This window comes from Bifidobacterium lemurum, assembly GCF_014898175.1.
In the GTDB taxonomy this organism is placed as follows: domain Bacteria; phylum Actinomycetota; class Actinomycetes; order Actinomycetales; family Bifidobacteriaceae; genus Bifidobacterium; species Bifidobacterium lemurum.
The window spans coordinates 1,967,132-1,985,254 of the sequence record NZ_CP062948.1 but is presented as its reverse complement, the minus strand read 5'-3'; the positions used below and the strand labels follow the sequence as shown (position 1 = coordinate 1,985,254).

Sequence of the window (18,123 nt, the reverse complement as noted above, 5' to 3'; positions counted from 1 at the left end):
CAATGACGAAAAGAAAAACGTTGATACGGGCCTTGCGCCGAGCCGCACGTGCCCGAGGAATGGAATTCATACTCGCACGTCAAGGCGCGAACCATGAGGTCTACAAACTTGGCGGGCTGATGATTCCCATTCCCAGACATACGGAAATCGACGACCGACTGGCCGACCGCATCTGTGACGAGGCCGAGGCGAAACTTGGGAAAGGATGGAAACGTCCATGAGCAGCTATCAGGTCACCGTACGCCCTGGTGAGAAGTATTGGATACTTGAGATTCCCGGCGTCGGCGTCACCCAGGCGCGCACCAGCAAGGAGATCGAGACGATGGCGCGCGACCTCATCGCGGTGATGACCGATACGGCGGATGCGGCGGAATCCGAATTGGAAATCACCATGCGGTTGCCGCAGTCGGTGCAGCATCATCTGGACGAGGCGCAACGGTTGAGGGAACGCGAAGCCGAAGCCCGCGCGGCGGCCGCCCGCGAAACCCGAGCCGCCGCGAAGGAACTGCACGGACTCGGACTGGCGTTGCAGCAGATCGGCGACATCCTCGGCGTATCCCGCCAACGCGCGCACCAACTAGTGAACGCGTAGGTCGATCACCAACCGGGGCGGAGCGTCCATACCAGCGCCGCCGCCACCCGCGCGGTCCAGCCGCGCCGTCAGAGACATCCCCATGGATTGGGCCAGCGATTGGGCGACCGAAAGCCCAAGTCCGGACCCGCCGGACGAACGGGCGTCATCGGCTTGGTAGAACCGGGCGAATAACCGGTCCGGGGCAAGATTCTCCGCGGCCCGCCCATCCACGACGTTGGAGAAGGAGACGACTCCCCCGCGCTGGACGATCGTCGGCGCGCCCACGCCATGACGCAACATGTTGACGACCAGATTATCGACGACACGCACCAGCGCGGCCCTGTCCGCCTCGACCGCGAACGCCTCGTCCCTGAAGTCCACGACCGGCTCCCAGCCGCGCTCCTCGAATTCGGGGTAATGCCCCACCAGAACGTCAGCGACCAGTGAATGCACGGCCACGGATTCGATGTCGAGCGCCCGATCGGGGTCGTTGGCGCGCGCATAGGAGAACAGCTGGTCGAGTAGCTCGCGCATATCACCCAGACGGTTGAGCGCCGCCGTCAGATGACGACCGGTCTGCGACATATTCGCGAACCCGGCAGGACCATCGTCATCATTACGGAGCGTCACCGTCGCATCTTCGCTTCGTTCGACGGAATCGGGTTTGATTGCGTCTCCATGGGACGAAACGGCATAATGCTTGCTGGCAAGATCATCCAGCGCGAGTTGGATATGGCCCTGCGCGCCCATCAGCGGCGTGCGCACATCGTGGGCGAGGGCCGACAAGCCCCGCTGGAACTCCTGCCGTTCGCCGATCGATTGGATGCGTTCCGCTTGGATCTTATCGAGTGCGGCGTTGATCGAAGCGGCCAGTTCGCTCCATGATTTTCCCGGCATACGCACATCCAGGCGGGCGTTGCCGTCGGACGGGCGATGCGCGAGGAACCGCGCCGCACGCCGATGCTCATGGGCGACCATCACCGCCACACCAAGCGCGCCGCACGCGATTCCCGCAATCAGTGCCAGCACATATCCCATACGCCCATCCTAGCCACCGCAAGACATTCCGCCCGCTCCATCACGAGATTCCTCGACTCCGCTACGCTCCGCTCGGAATGACGAAGAAAACAGACTAAGTCCGTCATCTCGAGCGGAGCGTAGCGGAGTCGAGAGATCTCAGCACACGTCGCGGCGACGGTTGACCAGCACCGCGGCACCGCCGGCGAGCGCGACCCATCCGGCGAAGGCGATCAGCGCATGCAACCACACCGGCATGCCGCCGATCGTGGCGGTGGCGGCGAGCTGTGAGAAATTATACGAAGGCATCCATTCCAGCACGGTCTGAAACCATGGCGAGTCCGGCTTGTCGAGCATTTGCGCCGCCGTGGTCATCACCATGTCCACAGGCCCCATAGGCTGCACCGCGATCGCCGCGAAGACGCCCACGACTCTGTTGCGGCTCAGCCAGGTGACGAAGGCGACGACGGTCGCCATCGCGAACACGCCCAGCATCACCAGTCCCACAAAAGCGAAGTAGACACCCCAATCCTCCCGCTGGTCATAGCGGAATCCCAAGATGGCGAATCCGATCTCCGCGGATACGATGTACACCATCGTGTGCCACACCGTCAGCGCCGCCAGCGTCAACAGTTTGCCGACGTAGTAGCCTCCCATATGCCGTCCTGCGGCGAGGTTGTTGACGAAGCCGGTCTCGAAGTCCTCGTTGACGACCAGCACCGCGAACACCAGCGTCAGGAAGCTCAGCGTGGTCGTGGTGATGCCCAGTTCGCTGAGCATCATGACATGGCTGTCGAAACGCATGGTGGCGAACATCGCGGTATCAGCATCGAATTCGCCTTCCACATGGCGGACCATATAGAAGCTCAAGGCGGTCAGTCCGATGTTCATCGCGGCGATCAGCGCGGTCATCATCCACAGTTTGCGTCCGTGGATCAGGCGGTACATATCGGATTTGAATAAGTTGATCATCCTCTGCCCACTTTCCTTTCGTGCTCTCTCGCAGCCGCTCACCGCGCCGACGGTTCCATCAGCGACACGAAATAGTCCTCCATGTCTTTGGCCTGCCTCGACATCTCCCGAACCTCCTGACCGTGTTCGTGCAGAATCGCGGCTATTCGATCGGCGCTGAACGCGCCGGAGACGATGATGGAGCCGTCCGGCTCGGCGGCGAAGCGAACGCCGTCCGCGCCGATCGCGTCCTCGAGCAACACCAGGCTTTTCGCGGGTTCGGCGGTGCGCACGCGAAGGCTTTGGCCGCATTCTCGCTCCACGTCGCCGGCGGTCATCTCGCACGTCATACGGCCGCTTGCGATCACGCCGTAATGCGTGCACATGCGTTCCAGCTGGTCAAGCACATGCGAGCTGATCACGATGGTGATGCCGCGGGTCTGGTTGAGTTCCACCAAAGAGTTGCGCATGGCCCGGGCCGCTTCGGGGTCGAGTCCGTTCAACGGTTCGTCGAGCAGCAGCAGATCCGGGCCTCCCAGCAACGCCAAGGCTATGCCGAGGCGTTGCTTCATGCCCAGGGAGAAGCCTTTGATCGGTTTGCGACCTGTCTCGCCGAGCCCCACCTGCGCCAACAGATCACGGCAGGCGGTTTTGGGGTTGGTCACGCCGAACGCGATCGCCTGCGTCATCATCATGTCGTAGGCGTTCAGATTCGGCAGCAGGCCCGGATGTTCGAGCAGCACGCCGATGCGCCGCACGTCGGACGTCTGTCCACCGAACAGCGTGATCTCCCCACTGGTCGGGGCCACCAATCCGGCGATCATCTTCATCACCGTGGATTTACCCGCGCCGTTCTTGCCGACGAATCCGTAGATCGCGCCTTGCGGCACATGCATCTCGAAATCGTCGATCACCCGCCTGCCCGCGTATCGTTTGACGAGCGCGCGGACCGTCACCACATCCATAGTCGTTGCTCCATTCACGTTGCGTTATTGCCGATGTCTTCACGCTACGGTGCGTTTCTTGCGCAATCTTCGCCTGTTTCTTACCAAAGTGTGACGTTTCATCCGTTTCGGACCGGCGATCCGACCGTGCGACGGCGTCAACACAGGTCGATTTTAAGTTTGGTGTGACCGGCTTGCACGACAAGCGTACGTCAAACGATTGATGTTGTGATGGCATCGTTACCATCACCATCGTCTTCTCACTGGGTCACACCAAACTCCACATCAAGGCTGTTCGACGTCCAGTTTGACGCCCAGACCCCAGACGGTGCGGATATACGAGTCCGTGCCGGAGGCTTTGAGCTTGGCGCGGATCTTCGAGATATGCGCGGTGACGGTGTTGTCGTCGACCAAGTATGATTCACCCCAGCACAGCTCGTACACCTGCTGTTTGGTGAACACCTGGTTGGGGTGCGCCGCCAGCAGTTCGACGATGTTGAATTCGATGTTGGTCAGAGGCACCGGTTCGCCGTCGACGGCGAACACTCTGGCGGCGGAGTCGAGCGTCCAACGTCCGCGGACCATGCGGCCGTCGCCGCCGTCTCGCACGGCCGCCGCATCTTCTCCCAAGCCTCTCGTGGCATAGGACCGGCCGCGCAGCTGGGATTCGACGCGGGCGGCGAGTTCGTCGAGATCGAAGGGTTTGACCAGATAATCGTCCGCGCCCATCGCCAGCACGGCTACGCGGTCGTCCACCGCGCCGCGCGCGGAGATCACGATAATCGGCGCGCCGGAGCCATGCTCCCGCAGGTCGGCGATCAGTCGTTCACCTGGAACGCCAGGGAGCATCAAATCGGTGACGATCAGGTCGAAGGATTCGCGCTCCAGCACCATGCGCGCCTCGGAGCCCGAGTATGCGGCCGTCATGCCGTATCCGGCGCGGGCGAGCCGAGCGCATACCACCTCATTGATGTCCGCGTCGTCCTCCACCACCAGAATTCGCGTGTCCGTCATCGCCGTCACCTCCGACCCTCTCAAGGACGTCTCCTCCACAGGATTATGAGATCCCTCGACTTCGCTCGGGATGACGAGAGGACCGCCATGCCGAGCGAAGCGCTCTTCCCGTCATGCCGAGCGAAGCGAAGCGGAGTCGAGGCATCTCAATCGCCGGAAACGAGGTCGGGGCAGCAGGGAGTCCACTGAGGAGGACGACGAATAGCCCATCAGGAATGACAACGGCACGCTTTTCCAATTCGTGGGCTGGAAGTACCCTAGGGAGTTATGAAGCTTACTGACATCTCCCCCGCAATCGCATTGACCCCGCTTGACGGCCGCTACCACGCGCAGACCGCCGACCTCGTCGAATACCTGAGCGAACCCGCCCTGAACCGCGAGCGCATGCGCGTCGAGGTCGAGTGGATGATCCTGCTCGCCAACGGCTTCGAGGCCAACGGCAACCAGCCCATCGTCGAGGGCGTCAAGCCCTTCACCGAAGCCGAGATCGCGTTCCTGCGCGCCATCCCCGAGGATTTCGGCGCCGAGGGCATCGCGGCCCACGCCGCGCACGAGGCCGTGACCCACCATGACGTCAAGGCCGTGGAATACTACATCGACGACCAGCTCGACAAAGCGCCCGAAACCCTCGGCGCGGACACGCAGCTGCCGAACATCAAGACGCTCGTGCATTTCGCCTGCACCTCCGAAGACATCAACAACCTCTCCACCGCCCGTTGCGTCAAGGACGCGATGGAGCGGGTGTGGCTGCCGAATTTCGAGGCAATCATCGACCATCTCGCCGCCAAGGCCGAGGAATACCAGGACAAGGCCATGCTTTCGCTCACCCACGGCCAGCCGGCCACGCCGACGACGCTGGGCAAGGAGCTCGCCGTCTACGTGTACCGTCTGAACCGCCAGCTCAAGCATCTCAAGGCTCAGGAGTATCTCGGCAAGATCAACGGCGCGACCGGCACCTTCGGCGCGCATCTGGCCGCGCTGCCGAACGTCGACTGGGTGGCCGTCTCCCGCGAGTTCGTCACCAACCGCATGGGTCTGACCTGGAACCCGCTGACCACGCAGATCGAAAGCCATGACTGGCAGGCCGAACTGTATTCCACGGTGGCGCATGCCAACCGCATCATGCACAACCTGTGCGTGGACGTGTGGATGTACATCTCGCGCGGCGTGTTCGCGCAGGTGCCCGTCAAGGGCGCGACCGGATCGTCCACCATGCCGCACAAGGTGAATCCGATCCGCTTCGAGAACGCCGAGGCGAATTTCGAGTTCTCCTGCTCGCTGCTCGACACGCTCGCCGCCACGCTGGTCGAATCCCGCTGGCAGCGCGACCTGACCGACTCCACCACGCAGCGCAACATCGGCTCCGCGCTGGGCTACAGCCTGCTCGCTCTGAACAATCTCATGGGCGGCCTCAAGTCCATCCACCCGAACGACATCGTCATCGCGCGCGAGCTCGACGAGAATTGGGAGGTGCTCGGCGAGCCGATCCAGACCGCGATGCGCGCCTGCGAGCTCAAGGGTCTGCCCGGCATGGAGAAGCCCTACGAGAAGGTCAAGGAGCTGATGCGCGGCCACGAAATCAGCCAGAAGGATGTGGAGTCCTTCATCGACTCCCTCGCCTTCGACGAGGAGACCGCCGCCTATCTCAAGGCCCTCACCCCCGCCACATACACCGGCGTCGCCGGCCAGCTGGTCGCCTTCGACCGCTGACATCCGCCGACCGACCGCACGCACGACCGACGTCGTTGAGATCGAGCCCACTCATCTCAACGGCGTTATGGTCCACTCCGCCGCACCTTCCTCGAATCCCCGCATAAGGAGCAATCTGTTCACAGCATGACGAACGGCATCGAAAGCAATCGGCACGCTTCGACGACGACCGAATCCCTCGAGGCGGGCTTGAACTCGTATTCCACGCGTTCCGCGGGCGGTGTGCATATCGATGACATCGCGCCGCGCCGCACCCGCGACTTCGGCGATCTGACGCGCGCGGCGTTGTCGGTGGTCGTCGCGATCGTCGCGGTGGTGTGCGCGGCCACGATGCGCGGCCTCACCTCGGGAGTGGAGTCCGACGCGCATACCGCGGCGCAGGCCATCGAATGGTTGGCCGACGTGCCGTCGTCCGTGCTGCAGCAGCTGGCCACCATCGTGATCGTGGTGATGGTGCTCGCGCAGCTGCTGCTCTCGCGCGAATGGTTTCAGGCCGCCGTTTCGGTCATCGGCATGTTTGTCGGATATGGCGCGATTTGGGGTATCTCCGCGCTGATCAGCGGCAGCGGCAGCCCCGCCCTGATCGCCGCGATGTCGTCCGCGGCGACCGCATACGGCATCGGCCTGCTGCCGGACGTCTACGCCGGCATCGGCGCGTTCCTCACCGTCGCGGGTCCGCGCCGCATCCGTTCCACCGTCAAGTGGGCGTGGAATATGCTCTACGCGTTGGCCGCGATCATGGTGGTGCTGTCATGGCATTCGGTGGCGGGCATGGTGGTGGCGTTGGCCACCGGCCGTGTGATCGGCATGCTGATCCGTTTCATCGTCGGCACGCGCAACACCGGCGTGTGGGGCGAACAGCTGGTGGTCGCGCTCAAAGGCATCGGACTCAACCCCGTCTCGCTGACGCGCCGCCATGATCCCGTCGTCTCCGGCAACGCCCTGACCGCCGTGTTGGATGACGATCTGGTCGAAGGCTCGCGCATCTACGATTTGGAAACCCGCAACGGCAGGCATTATCTCGTTTCCGTGCTCGACGGCCAGCGCCACACCGCCGGCTATCTCAAGCAGCTTTGGCAGTGGATGCGGTTCACCGACGTCTCCATGCGCCGCGACCGTTCCACACGCGACGCCACCCAGCATCATCAGGCCATGCTGATGGGTCTGGAGCACGCGGGGCTGCCGGTCTCGCGTCCCTACGGCGTCGCCGACACCGAGGATTCCTCGGTGCTGGTGCTCGACGCCAACACGCAGGCGCTGCCGTGCAATCTCAACACGCTCACCAACGACGACGCCACCGCCTACATGCGTTATCTCGACGTCGCCAACCGCCGCGGATACACGCATCGCCGAATCACTCCGGACACGCTCGCCCGTCTGGACGACGGCACGCCGATCATCGCCGGATGGCATAACGGCGACAACGCCTCGATGCCCGCCAACGTCGCGTTGGACAAGGTGCAGATGCTCGCGCTGATGAGCGCGCTGATCGGCATCGACCGCACCATCGAGGCAGCGCAGGTCGCGTGGGGCACCGACGCGTTGGTCGAGCTCGCGCCGTTCGTCCAGAAGGTCGCCGTCCCCTCCGACATCCGCGCGCTGCCCGCGTGGGACCGCCAATTGGTCGACCGTCTGCGCAAGCGGCTGCTCGCCTTGGGCCCGCAGGAGGTCGCCGAATCGATGGAACCCGTGGCGCTGGCCCGTTTCTCGCCGCGCTCGTTCATCGCGATGGCGCTGCTGATCGTGGCCGTGGCCGTGGTGTTCACCCAGCTCAAGCCCGACGAGGTGATCGCCGCCGTCACCAACGCGCGCCCGTCCATGGCCGCCTTCTGTCTGCTGCTCAGTATCATCGCCTGGCTGGGTTCGTCCCTGTCGTTGGGCGCGTTCATCGACCGCGACCGACGCAACGTCGTGGGCGTGTTCATGTCGCAGGTGGCGGCCGGATTCGCCACCGTGTCCATGCCGGCCGGCGTGGGCCCCTCGTTCGTGAACCTGCAGTTCCTGCGCCGCAGCGGCTACCGCAACACGCCGGCCACCGCCATCATCAGCGCGGTGCTGGTGGTGTATTACGTGGTGTATGTGATGATGCTGGTGATCATCGGCCTGTTCACCGGCCGCGACATGCTTTCCGGCATGATCCCCACCAACACGCTGATCATCGTGCTGGGCGTGGTGGTGATCGTCTGCTCGGTGGCGATGATGATCCCCCCGGTCCGCAGGTTGGTCGCGCGCAGACTGGTGCCCATCGTCAAGTCGTATACCAGCCAGTTGTGGGATGTGCTTTCCCAACCCCGCGCGCTGGCGTGCAGCGCTCTGGGCGTGCTGATACAGAATGTGGCGCTGGGACTGGCGTTTTGGGCGGCGTTGCTGGCATTCGGCACCACGACGAATCCCATCGAGACGATGTTCGTGTTCATGCTCGCCAACGCGCTCGGTTCGGCCGTGCCCACGCCGGGTGGCCTGGGCGGCGTTGAGGCGGCGTTGACCTTCGCGTTCGTGGCCGTGGGCGTTCCCCAAGGCGTGGCATTGTCGGCCACGCTGCTGTACCGCGTCGTGTTCTACTGGCTGCGTATTCCGTTGGGAGCGTTGGCGATGCGGTGGCTGGCGAGGCACAATCTCGTCTGATTCTGCCCCTCAAGGGGCGCGTAGGGGCCAAAACCTGTGATTATGCGGCAAAAACCCTTACACAATGCGGGTTTTCGGTAGACCGTGCGCTAATATCATTGATTGACGATGGACCTTGCAGCGAATAGAGCAGGTCCCCGGAAACAAAGAAGGATGCTTTATGGCATACAACAAGTCTGATCTCGTCTCGAAGATCGCTCAGAAGTCCAACCTGACCAAGGCCCAGGCCGAAGCTGCCGTCAACGCTTTCCAGGATGTGTTCGTCGAGGCCATGCAGTCCGGCGAAGGCCTGAAGCTGACCGGTCTCTTCTCCGCTGAGCGCGTCAAGCGCGCCGCCCGTACCGGCCGCAACCCCCGCACCGGCGAGACCATCAACATCCCGGCTTCCTACGGCGTCCGCATCTCCGCCGGCTCCCTGCTCAAGAAGGCCGTCACCAAGTAAGATTGGCCAGTTTGGCATCGTCTACTGACGTATAGCAAATCCCCCCCCCGATTCCACATGGAATCGGGGGGGGATTTTCCATTATCGGCACCCTCAGAACCTGCGCGTGCCTTGCTCCGTATCGTCATCCTGAGATGCTTCGACTCCGCTCAGCATGACGAAGTGGGGCTCCGCTCACCCCAGCGAACGCATCATGCGGAGGTATTCCTCGGTGGGTTCGGCGCGGAACGGGTCGAGCAGCGCGACCTCGTGGCGTTCCGGAGCGCTGACCGTCAGCCGCGTCCAATCGCAGGAGAACTGCGCGCCGGCGTTCAGCGCCGCGCCGACGAACGCGCCACGCAACGCGGCCCTGGTATCCGAAGGAGGCTCGCCCATCGCACGGAACGCGGTCCCGTCATCCGCCAGAACGCGCATCTGCCCGCGGGCCAGCAGCGACTCGTAGACACGACCGTTGGCCACATCGTGATAATCCAGTTCGAGATGCTCCAATTGCGTGCGGGCCATTCCCGGATGACGGGCCTCAAGAGCCGCGAACAGACGCCGTTTCGCCGCCCAATCCACACGGTCGGCGAGCGCGTCGAAATCGCCGGATTCCAACGCGTCCAACGCCTCACACCACTGCTCCAACACATGCGGCACATCGTTCAACTCATCCGCATGGTCGGCGGCGAAGACCTCGACCAGCTCCAAGTACCGACGTTGCATGGCAAGCGGCGACATGACGCCGTCGGCGGTTTCCAACACGATATCGTCCCGCATCAAATACCGGCTGACGGCGCGATTCGCCGCGGCCGGATCAACCAGCGCCATCGGCTCGAATCCCGACGGCTCACCCGCGCGCGCGGCGTGCTCCATCACGCACAGCACCAGATGCGTGGTGGCGAGCTTCATCCATGTGGCCCACTGCGAGCGGTTGGAATCCCCGATGATCACATGCAGACGGCGGAAACTGTCCGGGTCGGCGTGCGGTTCGTCGCGCGTGTTCACCATGGGTCTGGCGCGCGTGGTGGCCGAGGAGACGGCCTCGTCGAGAAAATCAGCGCGCTGCGTGATCTGCAATCCCTCGTCGGTGACCCGGCCCGCGCCGGTGAACAGCTGGCGGGTGATGAGGAACGGCAGCAGCTCGCGCTCCACGTTCTCCAACGGCACGAAACGGCGCACCAGATAGTTCTCATGGCAGCCGAAGGCGTGACCGGCCGAATCCACGTTGTTTTTGAACACGTGGATGCTGGCGTTCGCGCCGTGCGACTCACGCAGGCGTTCCTGCGCCTGCATGGCAAGCCGGCGCATCACGCGCTCCCCCGCCAGGTCCTGGACCAGCGCGTTCATCGGGTCGCGCGCCTCGGCGGTGGCGTATTCCGGATGCGAGCCGACGTCGAGATACAGCCGCGAGCCGTTGGTCAGGTAGGTGTTGGTGGAGCGCGAACGCGAGACGACCGGCTGGAACATCGTCATCGCCACCTGCCCCGCGTCCACGGGCCTGTCCGCCCCGGTGACGGACACGCCGTATTCGGTTTCCACGCCGAAAATACGGCAGAACCCGTTCATCGCGGCGGATGATACGGGTTCCCGGGAGTTCGCGCTGGTGGAGCTGTCGCGCAGCTGCGGCATCACTCGCCGCCCTTCTGCACGAAGCTGCTCACGTATTCCTCGGCGTTGGTGGCCAAAGTCGATTCGATGTCGTCGAGCACCGCGTCCAACGCGTCGAGCTGATCGCTCGTCTCCTGCGATGTGACCGCCGCAGACTCCTGTTCGGCGACGGTTTCGGCCGCGGCCTGCGCCTGTTCAAATTCCTGAGGCATACGCCCTCCTCATCCTTGCTGCATATGTGACGCAAGTCTAGCGCGTCCGTCGGGACGGCGGCGCGGATCGTCTCAGACGAGAGACACACGGCGGGATGCCACGGAACCGCATATTCCACAGGTCTCCCGCCGCGGCCTCTTCCTTAAGCGTTGAGATCAGTCGAGATACTGCTTGAGATCGCGGTAGATCAGACCGTTGGTGGCCACCACGTCGTTGTCGTGACGCCAGTGGATGTAGTCGCCGTTCCAACGATGCAGGGTGCCCTGCGCCTCCCACACCACCACAGTGCCGGCTGCGATGGCGGGGATATCCCAATCGTGCAGCATCGGCTCGAAATAGGCGTCGTACGTGCCGTCCGCCACCTTGCACAGATCCAGCGAGGCGGGACCGACGCGTTTGATGTCGGCCGGGCGGCCTGCCATGGCGACCACCGTCTCCAACGCGCGCTTGGACTCCTCGGGAATGAACGACATGCCGTAGCTGATCACGGCGCCGTCCAAGGAGGGGGTCATCGAAGGCACGACCTTCTCGCGCTTCTCACCGATCGAGCTGGTGCGGATGCGGATGGCGCCGGCGCCGCGGGCCGCCAGGTAGGTCAGACCCAACGCCGGAGCGTGCACGACGCCGAGGATGGGCACGGGGCGGCATTCCTCGTTGAATTCGAACAGCGCCGTGGTCAGCGACCATTCGCTCATATTGCGGATGAAGTTGATCACGCCGTCGACCTTGCCGATGTACCAGTAGCGCTGGCCGGGGCGGCTGGTCGCGGGGCGCGCGCTCCAGAAGCCGTCGAAACGCATGGTGTCGGCGATGCGCGCGCTCACATAACGCAGCACGCGGGTGTCCGTCTCCACATGTTGGCGGCGGCCGTCGCTGATGTCGGGCAGATGCAGGTCATGGGGGTTCAGCTGGTCCTGCAGGGCGTGTTTGCCTGCCTGTTCAAGAATCTTCGCGACCTGCATCGCCAGAGCGCGCAGGTCGTTGGGTGTTTCCTCTCTGGTTTCCATGGTTCAGGATTCTACCGGCTGCCGGTGATGTTCTAAACGGTCGAGGCGCGCGTCTCGGCGAGCCTGCGCAAGACCTGCACGGCCTGTTCGCATTGCTCCATTACAGGCTCGCAATCCGCGCGCGTGAACGCTTCGGGATCGGCGGTATCCAACGAGAACAGATCTGAGGCCGGGCGCGGGGCGCGGCTGGCATTGCCGTATGTTTCGCCCGCCGACGCGGTGTTTTCGTCTCGTGCGGTCAGATGCGACCAGCTCGCCGCCGCCATCTGCCCGGGGTACCGGCGCACCATCATGGCGCGCAGCCAGGCGCGCGTGTCCTCGGGCGGTTCGGCCGCCGCACGCGCCACCTCGCCGTCCGTCAGCACCCGTTCGGTGCGTGCGCGAAGCCGTTCGAACACACTGTCCGCGGGGTCGAGGGCCGCCCATTTCAGATCGATGGCGGCGATCCGCGGATCGTCCCAACCGCTGGCCGCGCGCTGGCCGGGGGCGATGTCGGAAGCCGGGACCGTATCGGTCGAGCCGATGCCGGAGCCGCCCGGCATGGAAACCCCGGACGTGGAAGAAGCCTGGGCTGCGGGGACTTCGGTCGTGGGCGTTGCGGTCGCCTCAATCTTGCGCCGCAGCTTCTCCAGCAGCTGCCATTTGAGCAGCCATTCCACACGCGAGGCCTCGCCGCTCATCGCAAGCCGCGCGTCGTCGTCGGCATGGCGGATGGCGGCCGTGTCGGCGAGCGCCTGCCCCCACATCGCCATCACCGAGCGGGTGGCCCTGTCCGGCCATGCCGGTTCGCCGGCCGTATCGATGCCGTACGCGACCGCCGCCGCCTGATACACGGCCATGCGCAGCCGTACCTGAATGATCCACGCGGTGGTCGTCTCGCCCGATTCGAGCGGCAGTTCGGCCGCCAGAGACAAGTCGCGCGACACGGTATGCAGGGCCGCGACCGGATCGGCCAACGCGAGTTCGTCCAGCAGCGCGTCGAGTTCGAATCCGGTCTCTTCGGCATGTTCGAGCAGCCACAGCAGCATGGAGGTGACGCCGAGTTTGAGCGCCTGCGGGACCTCCATACGGTTCGCGTCGCCGACGATCACATGCAGACGGCGGCTGGCTGCGGGACCGTGCGGTTCGTCGCGCGTGTTGATAATCGGCCGGTCGAAGGTGGTTTGCAGGCCGATTTTCGACTGGATGTAGTCGGCCCGCTGGCTGATCTGGTAGCCGGGCGTCTCGCCGCGCTCCCCCAGGCCCACGCGCCCCGAGCCGGCGTAGATCTGTCGGGAGACGAAGTGCAGGGTCATCAGACGCGACACCTTCTCGAACGGAACCGAACGGCTCATCATATAGTTCTCATGTGTGCCCCAGCTCGCGCCTTTGCCGTCCACGTTGTTGCGGTGCAGCACGATGGGACGTTCGGCGGCGGCGCTGGCGGCCTGGGCGGCGGCGAGCATCAGACGGTCGCCGGCATGGTCGTACGCCACGGCTTCGAAGGGGTCACGGGTCTCCGGCGCGGAATATTCGGGATGCGCGTGGTCCACGTAGATGCGTCCGCCGTTGGGGGCGATCACGTTGGTGATGTTGAGCTGCGGCTCGTCGGTGAGCATGTCGGGGCGGGCGGCGGCGCGGTCGAGACGGGTGCCGCGCGCGTCGTTGACCGGATCCTCCTGCCGGTAGTCCCAGCGGATATGCGCGGTGCTCGGATCGGATGCCGCCTTGACCACGTCGAATGACAACTGCACCGGCTGATAATAGGCCACGCCCGGCTGCGACACCGCATATTCGGTTTCCGTCCCCATCACCCGTTTGACGCTCATAGGGCGCTCCTTTCAATCACGTCGACGGAACGGATGCGGGAGACGTGGCCGGCGTCCATGCCGTTGACGCGGGCCCATTGGGCGGGGTCGGCATCGAGCACGGAATCGCGCGTCTCACGGAATTCCTCTTCGACGGCGGCGGCGAGCAGATCCACGTCCAGCGCCACGTCCGCGCCCGACGTGATGGAGGCTTTGACGGCCCGTGTTTTGGCCCGGTCCACGATGTTCTTAAGCATCGCGCCGGAGACCACGTCGGCGAGGAACAGCGCGGACCATTGGCCGTGTTCGTCGCAGATGTCGGCCAAGTGGCGGCGTTCGTCGCGCACGTAGATGTCATGCGCCAGCACGCCGGCGAGCGCGGCCGCGTCCACGCCGGATTGCAGGGGCAGATCGTCGGTGAGGTAGTGCCGGATGATGGAAACCGCCTGTTCCGCGTCGGGACGGTCCACGCGGATCTTCACGTCGAGTCGCCCGGGGCGCAGTACGGCGGGGTCGATCATGTCCACACGGTTGGAGGCGCCGATCACCATCACGTTGGCGAGATTCTCCACGCCGTCGAGTTCGGCGAGGAACTGCGGCACGATGGTGGTTTCCACGTCGCTGGACACGCCGGAGCCGCGCGTGCGCAGCAGCGAGTCCATCTCGTCGATGAACACGATGACGGGCCGTCCGTCGGCGGCGCGTTCGCGGGCGCGTTGGAAGATCTGGCGGATAAGACGCTCGGATTCGCCGACGAATTTGTTGAGCAGTTCGGGGCCTTTGACCGATAGGAACACGCCGGTGCCGTCGCCACTGCCTTCGCACAGCGCGTTGGCGATGGCTTTGGCGATCATCGTTTTGCCGTTGCCGGGAGGACCATACAGCAGCACGCCTTTGGGTGGTTGCAGATTGTAGCGTTCGAACAGCGCGCGATGCAGGAACGGCAGTTGCACGGCGTCGCGGATGCGTTCGATTTCGGTGTCGAGGCCGCCGATGTCGGTGAAGGAGACGTCCGGGGTCTCCTCCAACACCAGGTTCTGGTCATCCTCGGCGGGCAGAAGTTCCAACGCCAGCCGCACGGACGGGTCGACGATCACGCGGTCGCCCTGCCGCATCGCGGCGTTCGCCAACGCGCTGGACCGGCGCACCACCGTGGGATTGCCGCCGCCATCCTGCACGACGATACGGCCATCGTCCACAATCTCACGAATCGTGCGGATCTGCCCCACGCTGTCAACGTCGCGCTGCTCGACCAGCACCATCTGCTCGTTGAGCACCACGGTCGCGCCGGAACGCAATCGTTCGGCGTTGAGATTCGCGGCGACCGGCACGACGATGCGGCGCGTGCCCGCGATCACCTCCGCCGACGCGTGCTGGACGCCCTGCTCGTCGGTTGTGGCGCGATCGATTTTGACCATGGTGGCGAAGGTCAGCGGCGGTTGGGCGATCTGCGCCAACTGGGCCTTGGCCTTGGCGAGTTCCTTGCCGGCGCGGTTCAGCGCTTGCGCCAACGCACGGTTCTTCTCGCGCAGACGGTCGTAGTCGGCCGCCATTTCGGTGTCAGTCATCGCTCTCCTCAGTGCCTTCCGCCGCGTCGGCCTGTGCGGCCACGCGTCTTCTCAGCACCACACTACGCACTTTGCGCGCCGCATACCATACGATGACCATAACCACGGCGGCGATGACCACATCCTCGAACACACCCAACGCGCCTTGGATCGAACACCACTGGTCGCCGAGCAGATATCCGGCCGAGACGAGAATCGTGTTCCACACGGCCGAGCCGAGCAGCGTCCAGCCTGTGAATTGCAGGAAGTTCATACGGTTGAAGCCGGCGGGAATGGAGATCAGCGAGCGCACCACGGGAATCACACGGCCGAGCAGCACCGACCAGGTGCCATACTTGGTGAACCAGTCGTTCGCTTTGCCCACGTCCTTGCGGCTGACGCCGGGGATTTTGTCGGCGGCGCGGTTGATGCGCCGCAATCCCACCCAACGGGAGATGCCGTACAGCGCCCATGCGCCCAAGACGGAGCCGATGGTGGCCCAGATGATCGCCTCGAAAAGGTTGAGCGAACCGCGAGCCGCGGTGAATCCGGCCAAGGGCAGAATCACCTCGCTGGGAATGGGCGGGAAGACGGATTCCAAGGCGATGGCGAACGCGACGCCGAGGCCTCCGACCGTCTCCATCAACCCCACCAGCCAATCGGTGATCGCGCCTATCAGGCCGCTGCTTTCCGTGGTGCAGATCGGGGCCGGTGTGGCGTTGGCGAGGACGAAAGCTGAGGAAGCGGAAAAAACCATACCCGCCATTGTCCCAATGTTTTCCGACAATCGAAAGCATGTCCGAAGAATATGCGCAGTTTGTTGACGAGACGCCCTCCCCCGACCAGTTCTTTGCACCCCCTACGCTGTCGAAACCCGGCCTGCTGGTGATGGATGTGGATTCGACGCTGATCGACGAGGAGGTCATCGACGAGCTGGGCGAAGCCGCGGGCTGCGGCGAGCGGATCGCCGAGGTGACCGAGCGGGCGATGCGCGGCGAATTGGAGTTCTGCGAGGCCTTGCGCGCACGCGTGGCGCTGTTGGAGGGTTTGGACGTGTCGGTGTTCGACGCGGTGCGCGCACGCATCCACTTCACCACCGGCGCGTTGGAGCTGATCGACACGCTGCACGCGCATGGTTGGAAGGTCGGCGTGGTCTCCGGCGGATTCCATGAGGTGGTGGATCATCTGGCCGAAGAGGCGCATATCGACTATTGGATGGCGAACCGGCTGGAAGTGGTGGACGGACGCCTCACCGGACGCGTGTTGGGTGAGATCGTATGCAAGACGGTCAAGCTGCATGCCTTGCGGGAGTGGGCGCGGCGGTGCGGCGTGCCCATGACTCAGACCGTGGCGGTGGGCGACGGCGCGAACGACATCCCGATGATCCAGGCCGCCGGATTGGGCATCGCCTTCTGTGCCAAGCCGAAGACGCAGCTCGCCGCTCCCGCCGCCATCAACGAACGCGATCTGCGACTGGTGCTCGACCACCTCGATTAACACCCTTTTCGAGTTTGGTGTGTCGGGCCGTTAGGCCTTGCCCGAGTAAAACGATTGATTCTTGAGTTTGGTGTGCGAAATCGGCTTTATCTCGTGAAGCCGACACACCAAACTTGATTGTGCCTCCCGAGGGGAGGCACAACGTTCGTTGACGGGCACGGTATATGCGCACCTCGCGGGTCAGTCGCAGTAGGCGGCGTCGGTCAGACGCGCGCCTCGCGCCCAATCGGCGGCGCGCATGGCTTTTTTGCCTTGCGCTTTGACTTCGAGCAGCTCCAACGGCGTAGTGCCGGTGCCGACCCACACGTTTTTCTTGCCCGCGCGAATCACGCCAGCGCCAAGATCTGTCGGGGTATTGGGATTGCCCAAGTCGGCGGGACGTGCTGACAACACATGCAGGGTCGTGCCTTTGCCATCGCCGCCTGCGGCGTTCTCGATACCAACGCCGTCAGCGCCATCAGCGATACCAGCACCGCCGGCGTGCAGAACACACCACGCGCCAGGCGCGGGCGTACAGGCGCGGACCTGCCGGTCGATGGATTCCACATCGTCGGCGAAATCGATATGCGCGTCCTCGGTGGTGATCTTATGCGCGTACTGGACGCCCTCATCCGACTGGGGCGTGAATGCGGCGGTGCCCTCCCCCACGGCGGCCAGCGCGTCCACATACATCGGCGCGCCGTCGGCCGCCAAACGGTCGAGCAGCTCGCCGGAGGTTTCGCGGCCGGTGAGCTCCACGCTCATCGAGGCGATGACGGGGCCGTCGTCCAATCCTTCGCCGACTTTGAACACGTCGGCGCCGCAGGTGGCGTCGCCCGCCCAGATGGCGCGCTGCACGGGGGCCGCGCCGCGCCACTTGGGCAGATTCGAGAAATGCAGGTTGTACCAGCCGAGCGGCACCGCGTCGAGCACCGGTTGGGGAAGGATGTTGCCGTAGGCGATCACGGCGGCGATGTCGGCGCGCAGTTCCCGCAGGATTTCAAGGAATTCGTCGCTGCGGGGTTTGAAGTCGATCACCGGCACACCGAGTTCGAGCGCCGCGGCTTTGACCGGACTGGGCATGAGTTTGCGGCCGCGACCGGTGGGGGCATCGGGACGGGTGATCACGCCGACCACTTCGAAACGCGGATCGGCGGCGAAGGCCTTCAGGGACGGCACCGCCACGTCGGGGGTGCCGGCGAACACCAGTCTGAGCATGACCGTTT

General features: G+C 64.3%; 16 protein-coding genes and 1 pseudogene. 6 read left to right on the top strand and 11 right to left on the bottom strand.

What is annotated here, in order from left to right; translation table 11 throughout:
- Positions 1 to 2: 2 nt before the first annotated feature.
- Both BL8807_RS07615 and BL8807_RS07610 read left to right on the top strand, forming a co-directional pair.
- Positions 3 to 221, top strand: a complete 219-nt coding sequence (locus tag BL8807_RS07615) for a hypothetical protein (protein ID WP_072726380.1) — start codon at positions 3 to 5, stop codon at positions 219 to 221.
- Positions 218 to 592, top strand: a complete 375-nt coding sequence (locus BL8807_RS07610; protein WP_072726378.1) for a hypothetical protein — start codon at positions 218 to 220, stop codon at positions 590 to 592. The genes BL8807_RS07615 and BL8807_RS07610 overlap by 4 nt, the downstream gene beginning before the upstream one ends.
- On the opposite strand, the gene BL8807_RS07605 is transcribed toward BL8807_RS07610, so the two are convergent.
- The 4 genes from BL8807_RS07605 to BL8807_RS07590 all read right to left on the bottom strand — a co-directional run bounded on the left by BL8807_RS07605 (position 578) and on the right by BL8807_RS07590 (position 4,500).
- Complete coding sequence (locus BL8807_RS07605) at positions 578 to 1,612, bottom strand: sensor histidine kinase (RefSeq protein ID WP_072726377.1); 1,035 nt, start codon at positions 1,610 to 1,612, stop codon at positions 578 to 580. The two genes, BL8807_RS07610 and BL8807_RS07605, sit on opposite strands and share 15 nt — an antisense overlap.
- A 138-nt stretch (positions 1,613 to 1,750) precedes the next feature.
- A complete protein-coding gene (locus BL8807_RS07600; RefSeq protein WP_072726376.1) occupies positions 1,751 to 2,563 on the bottom strand; it encodes a hypothetical protein in 813 nt (270 codons plus the stop codon).
- Between the two features lie 38 nt (positions 2,564 to 2,601).
- Complete coding sequence (locus BL8807_RS07595) at positions 2,602 to 3,507, bottom strand: ATP-binding cassette domain-containing protein (RefSeq protein WP_072726375.1); 906 nt, start codon at positions 3,505 to 3,507, stop codon at positions 2,602 to 2,604.
- 264 nt (positions 3,508 to 3,771) lie between these two features.
- Positions 3,772 to 4,500, bottom strand: a complete 729-nt coding sequence (locus tag BL8807_RS07590; protein WP_072726365.1) for a response regulator transcription factor — start codon at positions 4,498 to 4,500, stop codon at positions 3,772 to 3,774.
- 267 nt (positions 4,501 to 4,767) lie between these two features.
- On the opposite strand from BL8807_RS07590, the gene purB reads away from it, so the two are divergent.
- The 3 genes from purB (at position 4,768) to BL8807_RS07575 (ending at position 9,277) form a co-directional block, all read left to right on the top strand.
- Complete coding sequence (gene purB, locus BL8807_RS07585) at positions 4,768 to 6,210, top strand: adenylosuccinate lyase (RefSeq protein ID WP_072726364.1); 1,443 nt, start codon at positions 4,768 to 4,770, stop codon at positions 6,208 to 6,210.
- Between the two features lie 126 nt (positions 6,211 to 6,336).
- Positions 6,337 to 8,835: a lysylphosphatidylglycerol synthase transmembrane domain-containing protein gene (locus BL8807_RS07580; RefSeq protein ID WP_083570250.1), complete on the top strand. Its 2,499-nt coding sequence runs from the start codon at positions 6,337 to 6,339 to the stop codon at positions 8,833 to 8,835.
- Positions 8,836 to 8,995: 160 nt separating this feature from the next.
- Positions 8,996 to 9,277 carry an HU family DNA-binding protein gene (locus tag BL8807_RS07575; protein WP_072726362.1) on the top strand — a complete coding sequence of 94 codons (282 nt, stop codon included), beginning with the start codon at positions 8,996 to 8,998 and terminating at the stop codon, positions 9,275 to 9,277.
- 174 nt (positions 9,278 to 9,451) lie between these two features.
- On the opposite strand, the gene pafA is transcribed toward BL8807_RS07575, so the two are convergent.
- The 6 genes and pseudogenes from pafA to BL8807_RS07545 all read right to left on the bottom strand — a co-directional run bounded on the left by pafA (position 9,452) and on the right by BL8807_RS07545 (position 16,178).
- Positions 9,452 to 10,888 carry a Pup--protein ligase gene (gene pafA / locus BL8807_RS07570; RefSeq protein WP_072726430.1) on the bottom strand — a complete coding sequence of 479 codons (1,437 nt, stop codon included), beginning with the start codon at positions 10,886 to 10,888 and terminating at the stop codon, positions 9,452 to 9,454.
- Positions 10,888 to 11,079, bottom strand: coding sequence for a ubiquitin-like protein Pup (locus BL8807_RS07565; protein WP_072726360.1), 192 nt, complete (start codon positions 11,077 to 11,079; stop codon positions 10,888 to 10,890). Before BL8807_RS07565 ends, pafA begins: the two co-directional genes overlap by 1 nt.
- 156 nt (positions 11,080 to 11,235) lie before the next feature.
- Positions 11,236 to 12,087 (bottom strand): inositol monophosphatase family protein, encoded by an 852-nt coding sequence (locus tag BL8807_RS07560; protein ID WP_094725260.1) that lies wholly within the window; start codon positions 12,085 to 12,087, stop codon positions 11,236 to 11,238.
- A gap of 32 nt (positions 12,088 to 12,119) precedes the next feature.
- Positions 12,120 to 13,895, bottom strand: a complete 1,776-nt coding sequence (dop, locus tag BL8807_RS07555; RefSeq protein ID WP_072726443.1) for a depupylase/deamidase Dop — start codon at positions 13,893 to 13,895, stop codon at positions 12,120 to 12,122.
- Positions 13,892 to 15,430, bottom strand: a pseudogene (gene arc / locus BL8807_RS07550) (proteasome ATPase); the annotation flags it as partial. The pseudogene arc and the gene dop, both read right to left, overlap by 4 nt.
- 4 nt (positions 15,431 to 15,434) lie before the next feature.
- Entirely contained in the window at positions 15,435 to 16,178 is a 744-nt protein-coding gene (locus BL8807_RS07545; RefSeq protein WP_072726447.1) for a DedA family protein, read from the bottom strand.
- 38 nt (positions 16,179 to 16,216) lie between these two features.
- Here BL8807_RS07545 and serB point away from each other — a divergent pair, with 38 nt between their 5' ends.
- A complete protein-coding gene (gene serB, locus BL8807_RS07540) occupies positions 16,217 to 16,918 on the top strand; it encodes a phosphoserine phosphatase SerB (protein ID WP_072726449.1) in 702 nt (233 codons plus the stop codon).
- A 180-nt stretch (positions 16,919 to 17,098) separates the two neighbouring features.
- Here serB and fmt read toward each other — a convergent pair whose 3' ends face one another.
- Entirely contained in the window at positions 17,099 to 18,115 is a 1,017-nt protein-coding gene (gene fmt / locus BL8807_RS07535) for a methionyl-tRNA formyltransferase (protein ID WP_072726451.1), read from the bottom strand.
- Positions 18,116 to 18,123 lie beyond the last annotated feature (8 nt).

Bases quoted from the DNA above. Each gene is read 5' to 3' on its own strand.
- BL8807_RS07605 (WP_072726377.1), bottom strand. From the start codon at position 1,612: ATGGGATATGTGCTGGCACTGATTGCGGGAATCGCGTGCGGCGCGCTT.
- BL8807_RS07580 (WP_083570250.1), top strand. From the start codon at position 6,337: ATGACGAACGGCATCGAAAGCAATCGGCACGCTTCGACGACGACCGAA.
- BL8807_RS07565 (WP_072726360.1), bottom strand. From the start codon at position 11,079: ATGCCTCAGGAATTTGAACAGGCGCAGGCCGCGGCCGAAACCGTCGCC.
- BL8807_RS07545 (WP_072726447.1), bottom strand. From the start codon at position 16,178: ATGGTTTTTTCCGCTTCCTCAGCTTTCGTCCTCGCCAACGCCACACCG.
- purB (WP_072726364.1), top strand. From the start codon at position 4,768: ATGAAGCTTACTGACATCTCCCCCGCAATCGCATTGACCCCGCTTGAC.
- BL8807_RS07600 (WP_072726376.1), bottom strand. From the start codon at position 2,563: ATGATCAACTTATTCAAATCCGATATGTACCGCCTGATCCACGGACGC.
- BL8807_RS07615 (WP_072726380.1), top strand. From the start codon at position 3: ATGACGAAAAGAAAAACGTTGATACGGGCCTTGCGCCGAGCCGCACGT.
- BL8807_RS07590 (WP_072726365.1), bottom strand. From the start codon at position 4,500: ATGACGGACACGCGAATTCTGGTGGTGGAGGACGACGCGGACATCAAT.
- fmt (WP_072726451.1), bottom strand. From the start codon at position 18,115: ATGCTCAGACTGGTGTTCGCCGGCACCCCCGACGTGGCGGTGCCGTCC.
- BL8807_RS07610 (WP_072726378.1), top strand. From the start codon at position 218: ATGAGCAGCTATCAGGTCACCGTACGCCCTGGTGAGAAGTATTGGATA.
- BL8807_RS07560 (WP_094725260.1), bottom strand. From the start codon at position 12,087: ATGGAAACCAGAGAGGAAACACCCAACGACCTGCGCGCTCTGGCGATG.
- BL8807_RS07575 (WP_072726362.1), top strand. From the start codon at position 8,996: ATGGCATACAACAAGTCTGATCTCGTCTCGAAGATCGCTCAGAAGTCC.
- dop (WP_072726443.1), bottom strand. From the start codon at position 13,895: ATGAGCGTCAAACGGGTGATGGGGACGGAAACCGAATATGCGGTGTCG.
- pafA (WP_072726430.1), bottom strand. From the start codon at position 10,888: ATGCCGCAGCTGCGCGACAGCTCCACCAGCGCGAACTCCCGGGAACCC.
- serB (WP_072726449.1), top strand. From the start codon at position 16,217: ATGTCCGAAGAATATGCGCAGTTTGTTGACGAGACGCCCTCCCCCGAC.
- BL8807_RS07595 (WP_072726375.1), bottom strand. From the start codon at position 3,507: ATGGATGTGGTGACGGTCCGCGCGCTCGTCAAACGATACGCGGGCAGG.